General features: G+C 67.0%; 14 protein-coding genes. 7 read left to right on the forward strand and 7 right to left on the reverse strand.

The window, feature by feature from the left end:
• Positions 1-50: 50 nt before the first annotated feature.
• Positions 51-827, reverse strand: a complete 777-nt coding sequence (locus tag F3I16_RS18995) for an ABC transporter substrate-binding protein (RefSeq protein WP_160495172.1) — start codon at positions 825-827, stop codon at positions 51-53.
• Between the two features lie 235 nt (positions 828-1,062).
• Entirely contained in the window at positions 1,063-1,686 is a 624-nt protein-coding gene (locus tag F3I16_RS19000) for a TetR/AcrR family transcriptional regulator (RefSeq protein ID WP_160079542.1), read from the reverse strand.
• A gap of 194 nt (positions 1,687-1,880) precedes the next feature.
• On the opposite strand from F3I16_RS19000, the gene F3I16_RS19005 reads away from it, so the two are divergent.
• From F3I16_RS19005 to F3I16_RS19035, 7 genes are all read left to right on the forward strand, one after another.
• Entirely contained in the window at positions 1,881-3,665 is a 1,785-nt protein-coding gene (locus F3I16_RS19005) for an acyclic terpene utilization AtuA family protein (protein WP_160495099.1), read from the forward strand.
• A gap of 82 nt (positions 3,666-3,747) precedes the next feature.
• Positions 3,748-4,620, forward strand: a complete 873-nt coding sequence (locus F3I16_RS19010) for an SDR family oxidoreductase (protein WP_160495100.1) — start codon at positions 3,748-3,750, stop codon at positions 4,618-4,620.
• Between the two features lie 4 nt (positions 4,621-4,624).
• A complete protein-coding gene (atuC, locus tag F3I16_RS19015; RefSeq protein WP_160495101.1) occupies positions 4,625-6,241 on the forward strand; it encodes a geranyl-CoA carboxylase subunit beta in 1,617 nt (538 codons plus the stop codon).
• A 129-nt stretch (positions 6,242-6,370) separates the two neighbouring features.
• The gene (gene atuD / locus F3I16_RS19020; protein WP_160495102.1) at positions 6,371-7,528 is read left to right on the forward strand and encodes a citronellyl-CoA dehydrogenase; all 1,158 of its coding nucleotides are present in this window, start codon (positions 6,371-6,373) and stop codon (positions 7,526-7,528) included.
• An 89-nt stretch (positions 7,529-7,617) separates the two neighbouring features.
• Complete coding sequence (locus F3I16_RS19025) at positions 7,618-8,430, forward strand: enoyl-CoA hydratase/isomerase family protein (RefSeq protein ID WP_160495103.1); 813 nt, start codon at positions 7,618-7,620, stop codon at positions 8,428-8,430.
• Between the two features lie 19 nt (positions 8,431-8,449).
• Complete coding sequence (atuF, locus tag F3I16_RS19030) at positions 8,450-10,438, forward strand: geranyl-CoA carboxylase subunit apha (RefSeq protein ID WP_160495104.1); 1,989 nt, start codon at positions 8,450-8,452, stop codon at positions 10,436-10,438.
• A 150-nt stretch (positions 10,439-10,588) separates the two neighbouring features.
• Entirely contained in the window at positions 10,589-11,407 is an 819-nt protein-coding gene (locus tag F3I16_RS19035) for an NAD(P)-dependent oxidoreductase (RefSeq protein WP_160495105.1), read from the forward strand.
• Positions 11,408-11,566: 159 nt separating this feature from the next.
• Here F3I16_RS19035 and F3I16_RS19040 read toward each other — a convergent pair whose 3' ends face one another.
• From F3I16_RS19040 to F3I16_RS19060, 5 genes are all read right to left on the reverse strand, one after another.
• On the reverse strand, positions 11,567-12,079 hold the full coding sequence (locus tag F3I16_RS19040) for a hypothetical protein (RefSeq protein ID WP_160495106.1): 513 nt from the start codon (positions 12,077-12,079) through the stop codon (positions 11,567-11,569).
• 87 nt (positions 12,080-12,166) lie between these two features.
• Positions 12,167-14,641, reverse strand: a complete 2,475-nt coding sequence (locus tag F3I16_RS19045) for a hypothetical protein (RefSeq protein WP_160495107.1) — start codon at positions 14,639-14,641, stop codon at positions 12,167-12,169.
• A gap of 53 nt (positions 14,642-14,694) precedes the next feature.
• Complete coding sequence (locus tag F3I16_RS19050; protein WP_160495108.1) at positions 14,695-15,549, reverse strand: hypothetical protein; 855 nt, start codon at positions 15,547-15,549, stop codon at positions 14,695-14,697.
• Positions 15,546-16,130: an RNA polymerase sigma factor gene (locus F3I16_RS19055; RefSeq protein ID WP_160495109.1), complete on the reverse strand. Its 585-nt coding sequence runs from the start codon at positions 16,128-16,130 to the stop codon at positions 15,546-15,548. Before F3I16_RS19055 ends, F3I16_RS19050 begins: the two co-directional genes overlap by 4 nt.
• Positions 16,131-17,888, reverse strand: a complete 1,758-nt coding sequence (locus F3I16_RS19060) for a VWA domain-containing protein (RefSeq protein ID WP_160495110.1) — start codon at positions 17,886-17,888, stop codon at positions 16,131-16,133.
• Positions 17,889-17,933: the final 45 nt, after the last annotated feature.

Consider the following 17,933-nt stretch of genomic DNA (forward strand, 5'->3'; position numbering starts at 1 on the left):
CCATACTGACCCCACCGACAACTTTCCTTTGCCAAGCCTAGCCCAGCACGTCACAACTGCATAGGGTCGGCCTGCTCCAGCGCTGCGTCCGTGGTGGCGTGCAGCTGATAGCGCTCGAGCAACTGTGCCAGCCGGCCACTGGCCTGCAGGCGAGCCAGCAGCTCGGCCAGTGCCTGCGCCCCGAGCGGGCCGTTGCGGCGCAGCAGGGCATGGTGGTGATAGACCTGATCGGTGCGCGCGGACACCAGCAGCCGCTCGCGCTCCTGCGGGTTGCTCTGTTGGTACAGGTGCAGGTAGGAGCGTGGCACCACGCTGAGCTCGGCGCGGCCATGCAGCAGCATGCGCAGGTTGCTGTCGTGGGAATAGGTGAGCACCGCGCTGAAGGTGCGGCGGAGGTACTCCTGGTCTGAGTTGAACCCGGCAAAGCCGTAGTGGTAGCCACTGTACAGGGCCATGCGCTTGCCCTTGAGGCTGGCGAAATAGTCCTGGCCACGGCCGGGCTCGGCCCGGGCGACATACACCTCGGCATCGCTGATATGCAGGTCGAGCTTGTCCATCTCGACGCCCTGCCAGCCCCAGTTCGGCGACTCGAACAGGATCAGGTCATAGCGCCCCTGGATGAAATCCCGGTAGCGCCGGGTGACCGAGGTCGGCAACAGCTCGAAGCGGTAGTCGTCCTGGGCCGCGTTCAGCGCCGCCAGCAGCTCGGGCAGCAGGCCACCGGGCGCCGGGCTTTCCGGCTTGGTCACATAGGGCGGGAAATGATAGGCGCCGACCCGCACCAGTTGCGCGGCCATGGCGGGCGGCAGCAGACACAGGGTCAGCATGAGCAGCAGTAGGCGGGCAAGCACAGACAACGCGAACACCTCGAACAGGAGCAGGCACCATGGGGAACAACGCTACAGCCAACCACGTCCCTGTTCCCGCACGTTCGCGGGGTCTTCGCCTGCAGCTTAGCAGGCCGTTGAAAAATGTTGGCCAGGCGGCGCGGCCAAAGCGCATCGGCCGGTGCGCATAGCACGTGCGGCGCCCCTTGGCGTTATCCAGAGGGGCCGGTCCGCCTCAACCTTCCTTGATCACCAGCGCCAGGGCTTCTTCGGCCAGCTGGTCGAGGCTCATCTTGCCGTCCTGACGGAACCAGGTGGTGGTCCAGCTCAGCGCGCCGGTGAGGAAACGGCGCAGGATGAACGGGTCGCCCTTGACGTAGCCGGCGGCGCGGGCCTCGCCGAGCACGTCCAGCCAGATCTGCTCGTAGGTGTCGCGCAGGGCGAGGATGTGCGCACGGCCCTCGTCGGACAGCGAGCGCCACTCGTAAACCAGCACGGCCATGGCCTCGCCGGTGCCGCCCATGATCGACTGCAACTCGCAACGGATCAGCGCCAGCACCCGCCCGCGCAGATCGCTGGCATCGGCCAGGGCCGCATGCATCAGCGCCGTGTTGTAGCGCACCGTCTCCTCCATCACCGAACGCAGGATTTCGTCCTTGCTCTTGAAGTGGTGAAAGATGCTGCCGGACTGGATGCCCACCGCACCGGCCAGATCGCGCACCGTGGTGCGCTCGTAGCCTTTGCTGCGGAACAGGTGGGCAGCGGTCTGCAGCAGCTTGCCACGGGCGCTTTCCGGGTCGGTCACCTGGCCGCTGGCCACCAATTGCTGCATCACGGCGCGAGCCTTGTGATCGTCCAAACGCGTTTCTCCAGCTAAAACAACCAGGCAGTCCTGCAGACTGCCTGCGTGGATGAGGGCTATATGGACGAAATTTACGGCGCCCCGGCCACCCAAGCAAGCGCTTGGCTAAAAAGTTACTCGCAGCGCTTTTCAACCAAGCGCTTGCTTGGTAATGTCCCATTCATCTTCTGCCGTCGATGGAAACCCCATAAATGAGCAAGACCATCCGCATTGGCTGCGCCTCCGCCTTCTGGGGCGACACCTCCACCGCCGCCGCCCAGCTGGTGCGCGGCACCGAGCTGGACTACCTGGTGTTCGACTACCTGGCCGAAGTGACCATGTCGATCATGGCCGGCGCACGGATGAAGAAGCCGGACGAAGGCTACGCCACCGACTTCGTCGAAGTGCTCGCCCCGCTGCTCGGTGAGATCGCCGCGAAGAACATCCGTGTGATCAGCAACGCCGGCGGGGTCAACCCCAGCGCCTGCGCCGCTGCCCTGAGCGCCGCCTGCGCCAAGGCCGGCGTCGAGCTGAAGATCGCCGTGCTGCACGGCGACAACCTGCAACCCAAGCTCGGTGAGCTGGCCAAGGCTGGCACCGTGGAGATGTTCACGGGCGCCGCGCTGCCGCCGATGTGCGTATCGGTCAACGCCTACCTCGGCGCGCCGGGCATAGTCGAGGCGCTCAAGCTTGGTGCCGACATCGTCATCACCGGCCGCGTGGTCGACAGCGCGGTGGTCAGCGCTGCCCTGGTGCACGAATTCGCCTGGGCCTGGAGCGATTACGACAAGCTGGCCCAGGCTGCCCTGGCCGGGCACATCATCGAATGCGGCGCGCAGTGCACCGGCGGCAACTTCACCGACTGGCGCGACGTGCCGGACTACGAACATATCGGCTTCCCGGTGGTTGAGGTGCAGGCCGACGGCAGTTTCGTGGTCGGCAAGCCGGAGGGCACCGGCGGCCTGATCTCCACCCTGTCGGTTGGCGAGCAGATGCTCTACGAGATCGGCGACCCGCGCGCCTATTACCTGCCCGACGTGATCTGCGACTTCACACAGGTGCAGCTCGCCCAGGTCGGCGAAAACCGCGTCGAACTGAAAGGCGCCCGCGGCCTGCCGCCGACCGCGCAGTACAAGGTCAGCGCCACCCATCCGGACGGCTTCCGCTGCACCGCCAGCTGCCTGCTGGCCGGCATCGACGCGGTGGCCAAGGCCGAACGGGTCAGCCAGGCGATCATCGGCAAGACCGAGGAGATGTTCGCCGCGCGCGGCTGGGGCCCGTACAAGGAAGTCTGCATCGAGCTGCTCGGCTCGGAAGCCACCTACGGTCCGCGCGGCCAGCGCCGCGACACCCGCGAAGTAGTGGTCAAGATCGGCGTGCGCCATGCGAAGAAGGAAGCGCTGATCCTGTTCTCCCGCGAGATCGCCCAGGCCGCCACCGGCATGGCCCCAGGCCTGACCGGCATAGTCGGCGGGCGCCCCACCGTGTACCCGGTGATTCGTCTGTTCAGCTTCCTGGTCGACAAAAGTGCCTGCAGCCTGGAAGTGGAACTCAATGGCCAGCGCAGCCCGCTCGCCCTGCCCCAGCTGGATGCCTTCAGCCCGGCGCAGATCGCCGCCGACGTCGCAGTACCGGCCGCCAGCGACCAGGCCGACGCCACGGTGCCGCTGATCAAGCTGGCCGTGGCCCGCTCCGGCGACAAGGGCAACCACAGCAATATCGGCGTGATGGCCAGAAAGCCCGAGTATCTGGCCTGGATCGCGGCTGCGCTCTCCGAGGGTGCCGTGGCCGAATGGATGCAGCACGTGCTCGATGGCCAGACCGGCAAGGTCAGCCGCTGGTACCTGCCGGGCAGCCACAGCCTCAACTTCCTGCTGGAGAACGCCCTCGGTGGCGGCGGCGTGACCAGCCTGCGCATCGACCCGCAGGGCAAGGCCTTCGCCCAGCAGTTGCTGGAGTTCCCGATTCCGGTGCCCCAGGCCCTACTTTCCCTGTAGGAGCGGCTTTAGCCGCGATGCTTCTCCTCTGGCCCATCGCGGCTAAAGCTGCTCCTACAAAAGACTGAAAAGGACAACAACAATGAGCTACGACTCAGTCTTCAAACCCGGCCTGTTCAGCGGCCAGACCATCCTGGTCACCGGCGGCGGTAGCGGCATCGGCCGCTGCGTGGCCCATGAACTGGCCCACCTCGGCGCCCATGTGGTGCTGGTCGGGCGCAAGCTGGAGAAGCTGGAAAAGACCGCCGGCGAAATCGCCGAGGATGGTGGCAGCGCCAGCTTTGCCGTGTGCGACATCCGCGAGGAAGAAGCGGTCAAGGCCATGGTCAAGGCAGTGATCGCCGAGCGCGGGCCGATCCATCACCTGGTCAACAACGCCGGCGGCCAGTTCCCCGCGCCGTTGGTGTCGATCAACCAGAAAGGCTTTGAGACCGTGGTCAGAACCAATCTCGTGGGCGGCTTTCTGATCGCCCGCGAAGTATTCAGCCAGAGCATGAGCAAGACCGGCGGCAGCATCGTCAACATGCTCGCCGACATGTGGGGCGGCATGCCCGGCATGGGCCACTCCGGCGCCGCCCGCGCCGGCATGGAGAACTTCACCAAGACCGCCGCCTACGAGTGGGGCCACGCCGGCGTGCGGGTCAACGCCGTGGCGCCGGGCTGGATCGCCTCCAGCGGCATGGACACCTACCCCGAGTCGATGAAGAACATGATCCGCAACCTCAAGGATCACGTGCCGCTGCAGCGCATCGGCACCGAGTCGGAAGTGGCGGCGGCCATCGTCTTCCTGCTCTCCCCCGGCGCCAACTTCATCAGCGGCAACACCATCCGCATCGACGGCGCCGCCAGCCAGGGCACCCGTGCCTGGACCCTGGGCAAGGCGAAAAACAGCGAGTCCTACAACGGCTTCCACCGGGCCTATGTGCCCGAAGTACTGAAAGACCAGGGAGAGTGATGCGATGCCGGTGATTCAGTCCGAACTCGACGTCCACGGCGACAGCTTCGCACAGAACCGCGAGGCCATGCTGGCGACCATCGCCAGCTTCCGCGACGTCGAACAGAAGGTCCTCGACAAGGCCTTTGATGCCAAGCCCAAGTTCATCAAGCGCGGCCAGCTGCTGCCGCGCGAGCGCATCAACCTGCTGCTCGATTCCGGCGCACCGTTCCTCGAACTGGCCTCGCTGGCCGGCTACAAGCTGCACGACGACAAGGACGGCACCCAGGCCGGCGGCGGCATCATCGCCGGCATCGGCTACGTGGCCGGCGTGCGCTGCCTGGTGATCGCCAACAACAGCGCGATCAAGGGCGGCACCATCTCGCCCACCGGGCTGAAGAAATCCCTGCGCCTGCAGCAGATCGCCGTGGAAAACAAACTACCGGTGATCACCCTGGCCGAGAGCGGCGGCGCCAACCTCAACTACGCCGCCGACATCTTCGTCGAGGGCGCGCGCGGCTTCGCCAACCAGGCACGCATGTCGGCCATGGGCCTGCCGCAGATCACCGTGGTGCATGGCTCCAGCACCGCAGGCGGGGCCTACCAGCCGGGCCTGTCGGATTACGTGGTGGTGGTGCGCGGCAAGGCCAAGATGTTCCTCGCCGGCCCGCCGCTGCTCAAGGCCGCCACCGGTGAAGTGGCCACAGACGAAGAACTGGGCGGCGCCGAGATGCACGCCCAGGTCGCCGGAACCGCCGAATACCTGGCCGAGAACGACGCCGATGGCGTGCGCATTGCCCGCGAGATCGCCGGCCTGCTGCCGTGGAACGCACAGCTGCCAACTCGCCCGGCCAAGACTTACAGCGAGCCGCTGTACCCGGCCGAAGAACTGCTCGGCATCGTCCCGGCCGATGCCAAGAAGCCCTACGACGTGCGCGAGATCATCGCCCGCATCGCCGATGGCTCGCAGTTCCTCGACTTCAAGAACGAGTTCGACAGCCAGACCGTCTGCGGCCACCTGGCCATCGAAGGCCAGCCCTGCGGCTTCATCGGCAACAACGGGCCGATCACCCCGTGCGGGGCGGCCAAGGCGGCGCAATTTATCCAGCTGTGCGACCAGAGCAACACGCCGATCCTGTTCTTCCACAACACCACCGGCTTCATGGTCGGCACCGAGTCGGAACAGAACGGCGTGATCAAGCACGGCTCCAAGCTGATCCAGGCGGTGGCCAACGCCCGCGTGCCGAAGCTGACCATCGTGGTCGGCGGCTCCTACGGCGCCGGCAACTACGCCATGTGCGGTCGCGGGCTCGATCCGCGCTTTATCTTCGCCTGGCCCAACAGCAAGACCGCGGTCATGGGCGGCGCCCAGGCCGGCAAGGTGCTGCGCATCGTCACCGAGGACAAGCACCTCAAGGCAGGCAACCCAGCCGACCCGAAGATGCTCGACATGCTGGAAATGGCCACCGCGCAGAAGCTCGACAGCCAGTCCACCGCGCTGTACGGCACCGCCAGCCTGTGGGACGACGGCCTGATCGACCCGCGTGACACGCGCAAGTTGCTCGGTTTCCTGCTGGATATCTGCGCCGAGGCCGAAGTGCGGCCGCTCAAACCCAACAGCTTCGGCGTAGCCCGCCTTTGAACCGTAGGTTGGGTTGAGGAGCCTGCGACTAAGCCCAACAAACAACGCGCTGAACCCTGCAGCTCGTTGGGCTTCGCAGGCTCAACCCAACCTACGCAACCCCGTTATTGTCCGAGGAGAACAACAAAAATGATCTTTACCCAGGAACACGAAGAACTCCGCCGCACCGTACGCAACTTCGTCGACAAGGAAATCAACCCGCACGTCGACGAGTGGGAAAAGGCCGGCAAATTCCCCATCCACGAAATCTTCAAGAAGGCCGGCGACCTGGGCCTGCTGGGTATCTCCAAGCCGGAGAAATTCGGCGGCATGGGCCTGGACTACAGCTACTCGATCGTCGCCGCCGAAGAGTTCGGCACCATTCGCTGCGGCGGCATCCCGATGTCGATCGGCGTGCAGACCGACATGTGCACCCCGGCCCTGGCGCGCTTCGGCTCCGACGAGCTGCGCGAGGAGTTCCTCAAGCCGGCGATTGCCGGCGACATGGTCGGCTGCATCGGCGTCTCCGAAGTCGGCGCCGGTTCCGACGTGGCGGGCCTGAAGACCACCGCGCGCAAGGACGGCGACGACTATGTGATCAACGGCAGCAAGATGTGGATCACCAACTCCCCTAGCGCCGACTTCATGTGCCTGCTGGCCAACACCAGCGACGACAAGCCCCACGTCAACAAGTCGCTGATCGTGGTGCCGATGAATACCCCGGGCATCAGTGTCAGCCCGCACCTGGACAAGCTCGGCATGCGCAGCTCGGAGACCGCCCAGGTGTTCCTCGACAACGTGCGCGTACCGCAGCGCAACCGCATCGGCCACGAAGGCGCCGGCTTCATGATGCAGATGCTGCAGTTCCAGGAAGAACGCCTGTTCGGCGCGGCCAACATGATCAAGGGCCTGGAGCACTGCGTCGACAGCACCATCGAGTACTGCAAGGAGCGCCAGACCTTCGGCCAGCCGCTGATCGGCAACCAGGTCATCCACTTCCGCCTGGCCGAGCTGCAGACCGAGATCGAGTGCCTGCGCGCGCTGGTCTACCAGGCCACCGAGATGTACGTGAAGGGCCGCGACGTGACCAAGCTGGCCTCCATGGCCAAGCTCAAGGCCGGCCGCCTCGGCCGTGAAGTGTCCGATGCCTGCCTGCAGTACTGGGGCGGCATGGGCTTCATGTGGGACAACCCGGTGTCGCGCGCCTACCGCGACGTGCGCCTGGTCTCCATCGGCGGCGGTGCCGACGAAATCATGCTGGGCATCATCTGCAAGCTGATGGGCATTCTGCCCGGCAAGAAAAAATAACCTCATCGCCAGCCTATTCCACGCAGAGCGTGGGAAAGATCACGAACCGTGGGAGCGGCTTCAGCCGCGAATCGTTACCGAGGTGCTACATGAGTGACCTACCCCGCTGCGAAACCCTGCTGCTGGAGCTGGTCGAGGGCGTGCTCTACGTCACCCTCAACCGCCCGGACAGCCGCAACGCCATGAGCCTGGCCATGGTCGAGGAACTGCGCGCGGTGCTGCGTGCGGTACGCGGCAACCAGGCTGTGCGCGCCCTGGTGCTGCGCGGCGCTGGCGGCCACTTCTGCGCCGGTGGCGACATCAAGGACATGGCCGGCGCCAGAGCACGCTCTCAAGGTGAAGGGCGTGGCGACGCCTATCGCGAGCTGAACCGCGCCTTCGGCAGCCTGCTGGAGGAAGCCCAGTGCGCGCCGCAGGTGCTGGTCGCCGTGCTGGAAGGCGCGGTGCTGGGCGGCGGCTTCGGCCTGGCCTGCGTGTCCGATATCGCCATCGCCCACCAGGGCGCCAAGTTCGGCCTGCCGGAAACCAGCCTGGGGATTCTGCCGGCGCAGATCGCGCCGTTCGTGGTCAAGCGCATCGGCCTGACCCAGGCCCGTCGCCTGGCCCTGACCGCCGCCCGTTTCGACGGTGCCGAGGCGCTACGCCTGGGCCTGGTGCACTTCAGCGAAGCCGACGACCAGGCCGTGGTCGACCGCCTCGCCGAATGTTTGCAACAGGTGCGCCAGTGCGCTCCCGGCGCCAATGCGGCAACCAAGGCGCTGCTGCTGGCCACCGAGACGGAACACCTCGGCAGCCTGCTCGACCACGCCGCCGGCCAGTTCGCCGAAGCGGTGCTGGGCAGCGAAGGCGCGGAAGGCACCATGGCCTTCGTGCAGAAGCGCAAGCCCTCCTGGGCTCAATAACAACAGCAGGAGCACGATGATGCCCGCCTTCAACAAGATTCTGATCGCCAACCGTGGCGAAATCGCCTGCCGGGTGATGCGCACCGCGCAGGCCCTGGGCTACCGCACCGTGGCGGTGTATTCCGCCGCCGACGCCGGCGCCCGCCATGTGCAGCTGGCCGACGAGGCCGTGTGCATCGGCCCGGCCCAGGTCAACCAGTCGTACCTGGTGATCGACAACATCATCAAAGCGGCGCAGAAAACCGGCGCCGACGCGATCCACCCCGGCTACGGCTTTCTCTCCGAGAACGCCGACTTCGCCCGCGCCTGCGAGGCGGCCGGCATCGTGTTTATCGGCCCGACCGTGGAAGCCATCCACCTGATGGGCAGCAAGCGCCTGTCGAAGATCGCCATGCTCGAAGCCGGCGTGCCCTGCATCCCCGGCTACGAAGGCGCGGCGCAGGACGACCAGACTCTGAGCCGCGAGGCCCAGCGCATCGGCTACCCGCTGATGATCAAGGCCAGCGCCGGTGGCGGCGGCCGTGGCATGCGCCTGGTCCATGAGTCCGGCGAGCTGCTGGCGCAGATCCGCACCGCCCGTTCCGAGGCGCAGAACGCCTTCGGTTCCGGCGAGCTGATCCTGGAACGCGCGGTGATCCAGCCGCGCCATGTGGAAATCCAGGTGTTCGGCGACCAGCACGGCAACATCGTTTATCTGGGCGAGCGCGACTGCTCGGTGCAGCGCCGCCACCAGAAAGTGGTCGAGGAAGCGCCCTGCCCGGTGATGACACCGGAGCTGCGTAAAGCCATGGGCGAAGCGGCGGTAAAGGCCGCCGCCTCGGTCAACTACGTCGGCGCCGGTACCGTGGAGTTTTTGCTGGACCAGAGCGGCGAATTCTTCTTCCTGGAAATGAACACCCGCCTGCAGGTGGAGCACCCGGTCACCGAGCTGATCACCGGCCAGGACCTGGTCGTCTGGCAAATCCGCGCGGCCGAGGGCCAGCCGCTGCCGCTCAAGCAGGACGAGATCCGCCTGACCGGTCACGCCATGGAAGTGCGCCTATATGCCGAGGATTCCGCGCACAACTTCCTGCCGCAGACCGGCCAGGTGCTGCGCTGGGAGCCGGCGCTGCTCGACGGCATCCGCATCGACCACGGCCTGGTCGAAGGCCAGGCCGTCACCCCGTTCTACGATCCGATGCTGGCCAAGGTCATCGCCTACGGCGCCACCCGCGACGAGGCCCGGCGCAAGCTGGCGCGTGCGGTCGAGGATTGCGTGCTGCTCGGCGTCAACGGCAACCAGCGCTTCCTCGCCAACCTGCTCAAGCACCCTGAGTTTGCCGCCGGCAACGCCACCACCGCCTTTATCGGCGAACACTTTGCCGACGACCCGAGCCTGACCCCGCAGGCACCGGCTGCCGCCGAGCTGGCTACTGCCTGCGCCCTGCTCTACCAGGCCTCGGCCAATGCCCGCGCGCATCAGTCCGGCCTGGCCGGCTGGCGCAACGCCGGTGGCGCGCCCTGGCACTTCGTGCTCAAGCAGGGCGAGCAGAAGCATGTAGTCGAGCTGGAAGTGCTGGAGTCCGGCGCACAGCCGCTGCTGCGCGCCCAGGTCGGCGAAGCTCAGGTCGAACTGCGCCTGCTGGCCAGCGACGGCCGCTGGGCCAGCCTGGAGCTGGACGGCATCCGCCAGCGCCGCGCCTATCACCTGGCCGGCGAGCAGGTATGGCTGTACGGCCATGCCGGCAACCTGGAACTCACCGACGTCACCCACGAACCGGCCGGCGGGCAGAACGCCGCCAGCTCCGGCACGGTCAAGGCGCCGATGGATGGCGCGATCGTCGAGGTGCTGGTCAGCGAAGGTCAGCAAGTCAGCAAGGGCCAGCTGCTGGTGGTGCTGGAAGCGATGAAGATGGAACACCCGCTCAAGGCCGGCATCGACGGCGTGATCCGCCGCGTGCAGGTCAGCCAGGGCGACCAGGTGAAGAATCGCCAGCTGCTGGTGGAAGTCGAAGCCGCCGAAGCCTGAAACCGTGGCCTGGATTTCATCCGGGCTACGGCCCACGAACTGTCGCTGCACCTGTAGGAGCGGCTTTAGCCGCGAATGAGTCCAAGGTGAGCTGAATATCGCGGCTGAAGCCGCTCCCACATCGAGTCGTAGGCTCCACGGAGTACACCCATGTCCCTTTCCGGCAAGACCCTGTTCATCACCGGCGCCAGCCGTGGCATCGGCCGCGAGATCGCCCTCAAGGCTGCCGCCCAGGGCGCCAATATCGTCATCGCGGCCAAGAGCGCCGAGGCCCATCCCAAGCTGCCGGGCACCATCCACTCGGTGGCCGCCGAGGTCGAGGCCGCCGGCGGCAAGGCCCTGGCCCTGCAGCTGGACGTACGCGACGAGGAAGCGGTGAAGGCCGCCATGGCCCAGGCCGCCGCGCACTTCGGCGGCATCGACGCGCTGGTCAACAATGCCGGGGCGATCAAGCTGGTGGGCGTCGAACACCTGCAGCCCAAGCGCTACGACCTGATGTTCCAGATCAACAGCCGCGCGGTGATGGTCTGCAGCCAGGCCGCCCTGCCGTACCTGAAACAGAGCAAGGGCCACATCCTCAGCCTCAGTCCGCCGATCAACCTCGACCCCAAGTGGTTCGCCAACTACGGCCCCTACACCACCACCAAGTACGGCATGAGCATGCTGACCCTGGGCATGCACGAGGAATTCCGCAAGTACGGCATCAGCGTCAACTCGCTGTGGCCGAAGACGGTGATCGCCACCGCAGCCATCGAGTTCGAGGCCGGCGGCCCGGCGGTGATGAAGGCCGCACGCCTGCCGGCGATCATGGCCGACGCCGCCTGCGCCATCCTCGCCAGCAGCGAACGCAGCATCAGCGGCCGCCTGCTGATCGACGAGGAAATCCTCCGCGAACAGGGCCAGAGCGACTTCGAGCAGTACCGCTTTGATCCGGCCGGCAAGCTGATGACCGACCTGTTTGTCGACTGACCGGCCCCGCACACCCCCCATAAGGTTGTGCTGGACGGGAGTTTGCGGCGCTAGCTCTAATCGTCTGTGGGAGCGAATTCATTCGCGATAATGGCCACTCCATGCGCCTGCTTTCGCGAATAAATTCGCTCCCACAACAGCGTTCCGAATTCGCCCTCGCTAGTTGCGGAACTCGAACTGCAGCTCGGCGCCTTCCACCGAATCCCAGTAGTCCTCGCTCTCATCGTTGGTGATCAACCGGCCGTTGAGCTGGAACGGCCCCGGCTCGGCTGGTTTCTCCCCGAACAGCGGAGGCAGCAGGGGCTCGCTCGGTAACTCCGCCAGCGGCTCGCCCAGCTCCATCTGCTCGACCAGTTCGGCCGGCAGACGCAGATCAAGCTTGACCGGGGGCAAACGCGTGGGGCGTTCAGCCTGAGCCTTCGCGACAGGCTGCGATTTGGCCTGCTGGCGGACGGGTGCGCGGGGCTCAGGCTTGTTCTGCGCCGCCGGCTGAGTCTGTACTGGACTAACGGCCGGCGGCGCGGCGACACGGGCCGGCGGCTCGCCGGGGCCGGCAGGCGGCGCGGCGATACTCGGCGGAGTCGGCACGGGAGCCGGCGGCTTGGGTGGTTCGTCGCAGGCCGCAAGCAGGCCCAGCGCCAGTAGCAGGGCAGTCAAACGAAAAGCGGTCATGGCAGGCAGGATCGAAACGGGACGCCTTATGCTCGCCCCCGCCGGCCGTTCTGACAAGCAGAGCGCCTTGCCATGATGTTTCCAGCCTTAGCCAAAGCGCCAGGCTTGCAGATGGCTGCTCTCCAGGCGCTGCCACTGGCCGGCCCGCACCAGTTCCTCCGGTGGCAGCCACAGCGCACCGCGGGCCTCGAACTGGGCCGTGCACAGCGCCAGCAGCTGGCTTAGCTCGATGCGCCGCACCTGCCATTCGCCGGCCGAGTCCTCATGCTCCCAGTCGCTCGGCAGCACCCGCAATTCGATACCGCCGGCGTCGAAACCGAGGAACTGCGGCATGCAGCCGATATGGCTGGCCGTATCGCGCAGGGTGCGCTGCTGTACATCGAGCAGCAGCAGCTGCCACTGATCGGTGTCGACCCGCTCACTGGCCTCCAGGCGCCGGATATGGCGAGTCAGCGCCAGGTAGCGGCCATCCTCCGACCAGATCAGCGACGGCCCCAGGTTGGCCAGGGCCAGCCCGGAAGCGGTGAGTAAACAGCCGCCGCCGCGCGGATGCCGTTCGCGCAGGTAGTGGTCGCAAAACTCGCTCTGCGCGCCGAACAACCAGGCTGCATCACGGCCGCCCGGCGCCGGCAGGACGAAGTCGCCATCGGCATTGGCCACCTGCGCTCGCTCGACCAGGCGCCAGTTCGGCAGCGCCTGCAGATCCTGTGCGCCGACGCGCAGAGCGAGTGGCTGGTAATAGGGCCGCGTGTTGGCGTCACCTTCGACAAAGCGCGCAGCCCGCTCGGCTGCCGGGGCGGCCTGGTCGAAACGGCGCAGCGGCGTATCCCGCTCGTCGCGGCCGAAGCGCCCGAGCACCTCGGCCAGGCGCAGCACGCCGCCGCGAAAATCCAGCAGGAGCGCCACCAGCGGCTGCCCGGCGTAAGCCAGCAGGCGGCGCTGCTGCAGGTCGGCCACGCAGACCCGATGCGGCACCGCCGGCGCCTCGGCAAAGGCCACCAGGGCCAGGTAACGACCGCAGTCGGAAACCCGGTGATCGAGCAGCCACTCGCCCTCCAGCTGCCAGTCGCCGATACGGCAGGCATAGGCGCCCAGGCGACCATCCTGGCTGTCGCGGCGCCAGTCGAAGCGCGCTTGTACCTCGCCGAGCAGCGGTTGGCTCAACAGCCCCGCTTCACCGCGCATACCCTGCCCGGCCAGCGGCTGCAGCAGGGTCAGGCGACTGCGGCGGTATTCGCCGAGCAGGATGCGCCCTTCGGCGTCATGGCCCACGCCGGTCTCGATGTCGCTGCAGGTGCTGTGCAGCCAGTAGCCGAAATGCAGGTGATCGAGACAGGGCGCGTTGAAGCTGCCGGCCAGTTGCAGCTGATCCTGCTCCAGGCGAATCACCTCATCCCAGGACAGGTCCGGCTCGTCTTCGCCCTGGACCCAGCCGGCGGGCAGTTGCCGCCAGCCCTGCTCGGCCTGCCACAGCCACAGCTCGCGCGGCCAGCGCCGGGTGGCGGCCAGGGTGATGGCATGGCAGACCAGGGCCTGGCCGTCGGCACGCCACAGCGGCTGCTCGTCGGCATCGATCAGCAGTTCGCTCAACGCACCATCGATCTCCAGGCGCAGCGCCGGGTAACGCAGCAGTTCGGTGGGGTCGTCCAGCTCGCGCAGGTTGTCCGGCAGGTGGCTGATGCCACGCAGGCGATGCGCGCCGGCCGGTGCGGGGAACGTCTTGTCCGCCGACGCCTGGTGCCAGCCCGGCTCCAGCCACAGGTCGCGCACCGCCACCAGGTCGACGCCCTCGCTTTGCGCCAGCAGGTCGGCCAGCGGCATGCGATAGCCCTGGTTGCCCACCAGCGGGCTGTGCCGGCCGCTGATGGCCTGGTCGGTGAATTCGTCGATTTCCCAGAACTCGCCGATCTCGGCATTGCGGTACACGCGCTTTTCCTGGCGATCGAGGATCAGCAGGCCCCAGCGTTCGCGGCTCGGCAAGGGTGCGGCAAAGTAGCGGCCGCTGCTGGAAAAGCGCAGAGAGGAGCCCAGGCCGTCGAGCAGCACGCCATCGGGAAACAGGTAGGTGCCGTAGGTCGGCCCGCCCATGGCGATCTCGCCCATGGACAGGCAACGCACCGGCTCGCCCTCCGGCGTCAGCAGGTCATCGCCATGCCAGGCACTGGCGCCGCGCTGCGCGGGCGCCTCGATCGGCTGCGGCTTGGCCTTGGCCAGCCCCAGATAGCGCTCGTAACTGCTGACACAGGCCATGCCGACCAGCAGCAGAATGACGCAGACCGGGATACCCCACCAACTGGACATCCAGTTGAACACGGCAAAGCACAAGCCGATGACCGCGGCAGTCAGCAGCCAGCTCAGCGCCTTGGCGGTTTTCGGCCACTTGAGCCGGACGCACAGGCCGGTCACCAGGGTGAATAGCAGCACCACGGCCAGCGCCACCAGCGGCTGCAGCAGGGCCACGGCGGCAATCGGCACGACCAGCCGGGCCAGTTCCCAGAGCAGCATCAGGACGATCTTGCTCAGCGGTTCCCTGGCCTCTTCCGGGGTTTCTTGGTACGACACGGCGCGGCTCCTTGCGCGGGAAGGAGCCGCATTCTAGCCGGGCCGGCCCGCCGCTAGCGGGAACTGCCCGGCTTTTCCGCCGCGCCCTGCAGGCGCTTGAGCTCGGCATCCAGATCCAGCTGCGGGTACTCGGCACGCAGGGCCTGCAACAGCCGATCGGCCTCGGCCTGCCGGCCCTCCGCGCGCAGGCGCAGGATATTGTGCAGGCGCAGTTCCAGCGGCGGTGCCTCGTCCACCTCGGAATGACCCAGGCCCGCCGACTGCTCCTCGTCCCAGGTCCTGGCTGCGGTCTGCGCCTGCTGCTTGGCCTTGGCGAGCGCCTGGGCCTCGTCACGGGCCGCCGGAGCCGCAGCGAAATCGGCCAGTGCCTCTGCCGGCAGTGCGGCGGGCTTGGCCGGGGCCGCCTGAGGTTGCAGGACAGTGGTCGACGGGGCGGCCCTGTAGGCCACTTTTGGGGCGACCGCTTCGGTAACGGACTCGGCGGCCTCGGCCTTCTTGCTCGTCGCCTGGACTTTTTTCTGCTCCACCTCGGCAGACGGCTGGTGCGCCTCGCGGGCCACCTGCGGCGCCATTTCACCCAGCATGGGTGCTGCCGGCGCCTCGGCAGCGACAGGTGCCGGCATATCGTAGGCAGTGGGCGCCTGTTCCTGGGTGCGCCAGGTCAGGCTCAGGCCGATGCCCAGGGTGGCCAGGCCGGCAAAAGCCACCGACCAGCGGGTACGGCTGCCGCGGCCGAACAGCCAGCCATGCAGGCGCTGGGCGGCGCTGGGCGTAGCCGGGGCGACGGCCTGGCGGGCGGCGGCGAGGATCAGCGCATCCACGACGGCAGACGGCTCGCCCTGGCTGTGCTGGCGGTAATGCTGCAGCAGTTGCTGTTCTTGCTGCAGGTCTTTGTCTTGGGGGCTCATGCGGATACCTCCTCGGCCGAAGCCGGATCGGCCAGCAGCCGACGCAACTTGTTCAACGCGTAACGCAGACGACTCTTCACGGTTTCCGCCGGGGTCTGGGTGAGGTCGGCGATCTCGTGCAGTTCCAGATCACCCTGGGCGCGCAGCAGGAACACCTCGCGCTGCTCTTCGGGCAGGTCGGCCAGGGCCGCCTGCAGGCGCTCCTGGTCGCGACTGAGCAGCAGTTGCTGCTCGGGTCCGGGGCCCGGATCGGCGCTGGCGTGCTGCTGCTCGTCGTACTCATCGAGTTTTCCCTGGTGGCGACCGGACTTGCGCCAGTGGTCGATCAGGCGGTTACGCGCGATCTGGTACAACCAGGTCTTGAACAGCACCGCCTCGCGTTGCTCGCTGGCGCTGCGAATCAGGCTCATCCAGGTGTCCTGGAACACCTCCTCGGCCAGGGCATGGTCGCCACACAGGCCCAGCAGGAAACGAAACAGACCGAGGCGATGGCGCTCGTACAGCTGCGCAAAGGCCCCGGCATCGCCTTGGCGATAACGCCGCAACAAGGCGGCGTCATCGTCTCTCATCGGTTGGTTCAATTAGTCGGCCCTGACTTGAACGTTTTGCGGAGTTTGCAGGCTTTGCGCGAGCTCCACCAGTTGCACGAACTCGGCACGCAGGCCGTAGCGGTCCTCGCCCTTGGCACCCCGGGCCAGGGCGGCGCTATCGGCCAGACCGAACTCGCCGGTGTACTGGCCGTCCTTGAGCTGCTGGGCGAAGGCGGCCACGGCGGCGGCGAAACGCAGGTCCTCGCTGGCCTGGGCGATCGGCATCACGCCATCGCCCTTGTTGATCGGCACCTCGACCAGCTTGCTGCTGCCACCCTCCGGCGCCTTGTAGCGCAGGCGCAGCCAGGCGATCTCGCCGGGTTTGCCCGCGCCCTTGCCGGCCTCGGCGTAGCGCAGCGGCTCCAGCCAGCCCTTGGCGCCGACCGGGACGATTTCATACAGCGCGGTGACCGTGTGCCCGGCACCGATCTCGCCGGCATCGATCTTGTCGTTGCTGAAATCCTCGCGCTTCAGCGCGCGGTTCTCGTAGCCGAGCAGGCGGTACTCGCTGACCTCGGCCGGGTTGAACTCGACCTGGATTTTCACGTCCTTGGCCACCACGGCCAGGGTCGAGCTGAGCTGATCCACCAGCACCTTGCGCGCCTCGCGCAGGTTGTCGATGTAGGCGTAGTTGCCGTCGCCGGCGTCGGCCAGCTGCTCCATCAGCTGCTCGTTGTAGTTGTCGGTGCCGAAGCCCAGGGTGGTCAGCGACACGCCCGTCTTGCGCTTGTCGGCGGCCAGCTGCTTGAGGGTCTCGAAGTCGCTGATGCCGACGTTGAAGTCGCCATCGGTGGCCAGCAGGATGCGGTTGATACCGTTCTTGAGCAGGCCCTTCTGCGCCTCCTGGTAGGCCAGCTGGATGCCCGACTCGCCGGCGGTGGAGCCGCCGGCGCTGAGCTGGTCGATGGCCGCACGGATCTTGGCTTTCTCGCTGCCGGCAGTCGACTCCAGCACCACGCTGGCATTGCCGGCATAAGTGACCAGAGCTACGCGGTCCTGCGGGCGCAGCTGGTCGACCAGCAGTTTCAGGGTACTCTGCACCATCGGCAGACCTTCGCGGCGATCCATGGAGCCGGACACGTCGACCAGGAACACCAGGTTGGCCGGCGGCAACTCGGCGGCGCTCAGGTCGGAGGCCTTGATCGCCACGCGTAGCAGGCGGGTCTGCGGGTTCCACGGTGAGGTGGCCAGCTCGGTGCCGACGCCGAATGGGGTGTCGCCCTTGGGTTGTGGGTAGGCATAGGGGAAGTAGTTGACCAGCTCCTCCAGGCGCACCGCGTCCTTGGGCGGCAGGCTGCCGTCGTTGAGGAAACGGCGCACGTTGGCGTAGCTGCCGGTGTCGACGTCGATGCTGAAGGTCGACACCGGTTGCTCGGCCACGGCCTGCACCGGGTTGTCGGCGACTTTCTGGTACTGCTCGCGGTACACGTCCTGATAGCCGAACTGGGCGCTGTCGGCCATGGGCGCCGGCGCGATCATCGGCATGCTCTGCGGCAGCATCTTGCTCGTTTCCATGGCGCCGGCGACGCTGGCCGCTTCGGCCTTGATCCTGGCCGGTGCACGATAGGCCGCGCTGGCGTCCACTTCCTCATGCAGCACGTGCTGCTGCACGACCGGCTCGACCGGCTTGGCCGCGGCTTTCTTCTCGGCGTCGTTATTGGCCGCGCTGCAGGCGGTCAGCGCCAGGGCCAGGCCGGCGCTGAAACCGGCGAGCAGGGGTTGGCGGATCAGGGGGATGAGGTCGGACATGCTGGCGGTCTCCTGGGGCGAAAGGTTCATTCGCTCAGGTAGACG

This window comes from Pseudomonas sp. L-22-4S-12 (assembly GCF_009799935.1).
Taxonomy (GTDB): domain Bacteria; phylum Pseudomonadota; class Gammaproteobacteria; order Pseudomonadales; family Pseudomonadaceae; genus Aquipseudomonas.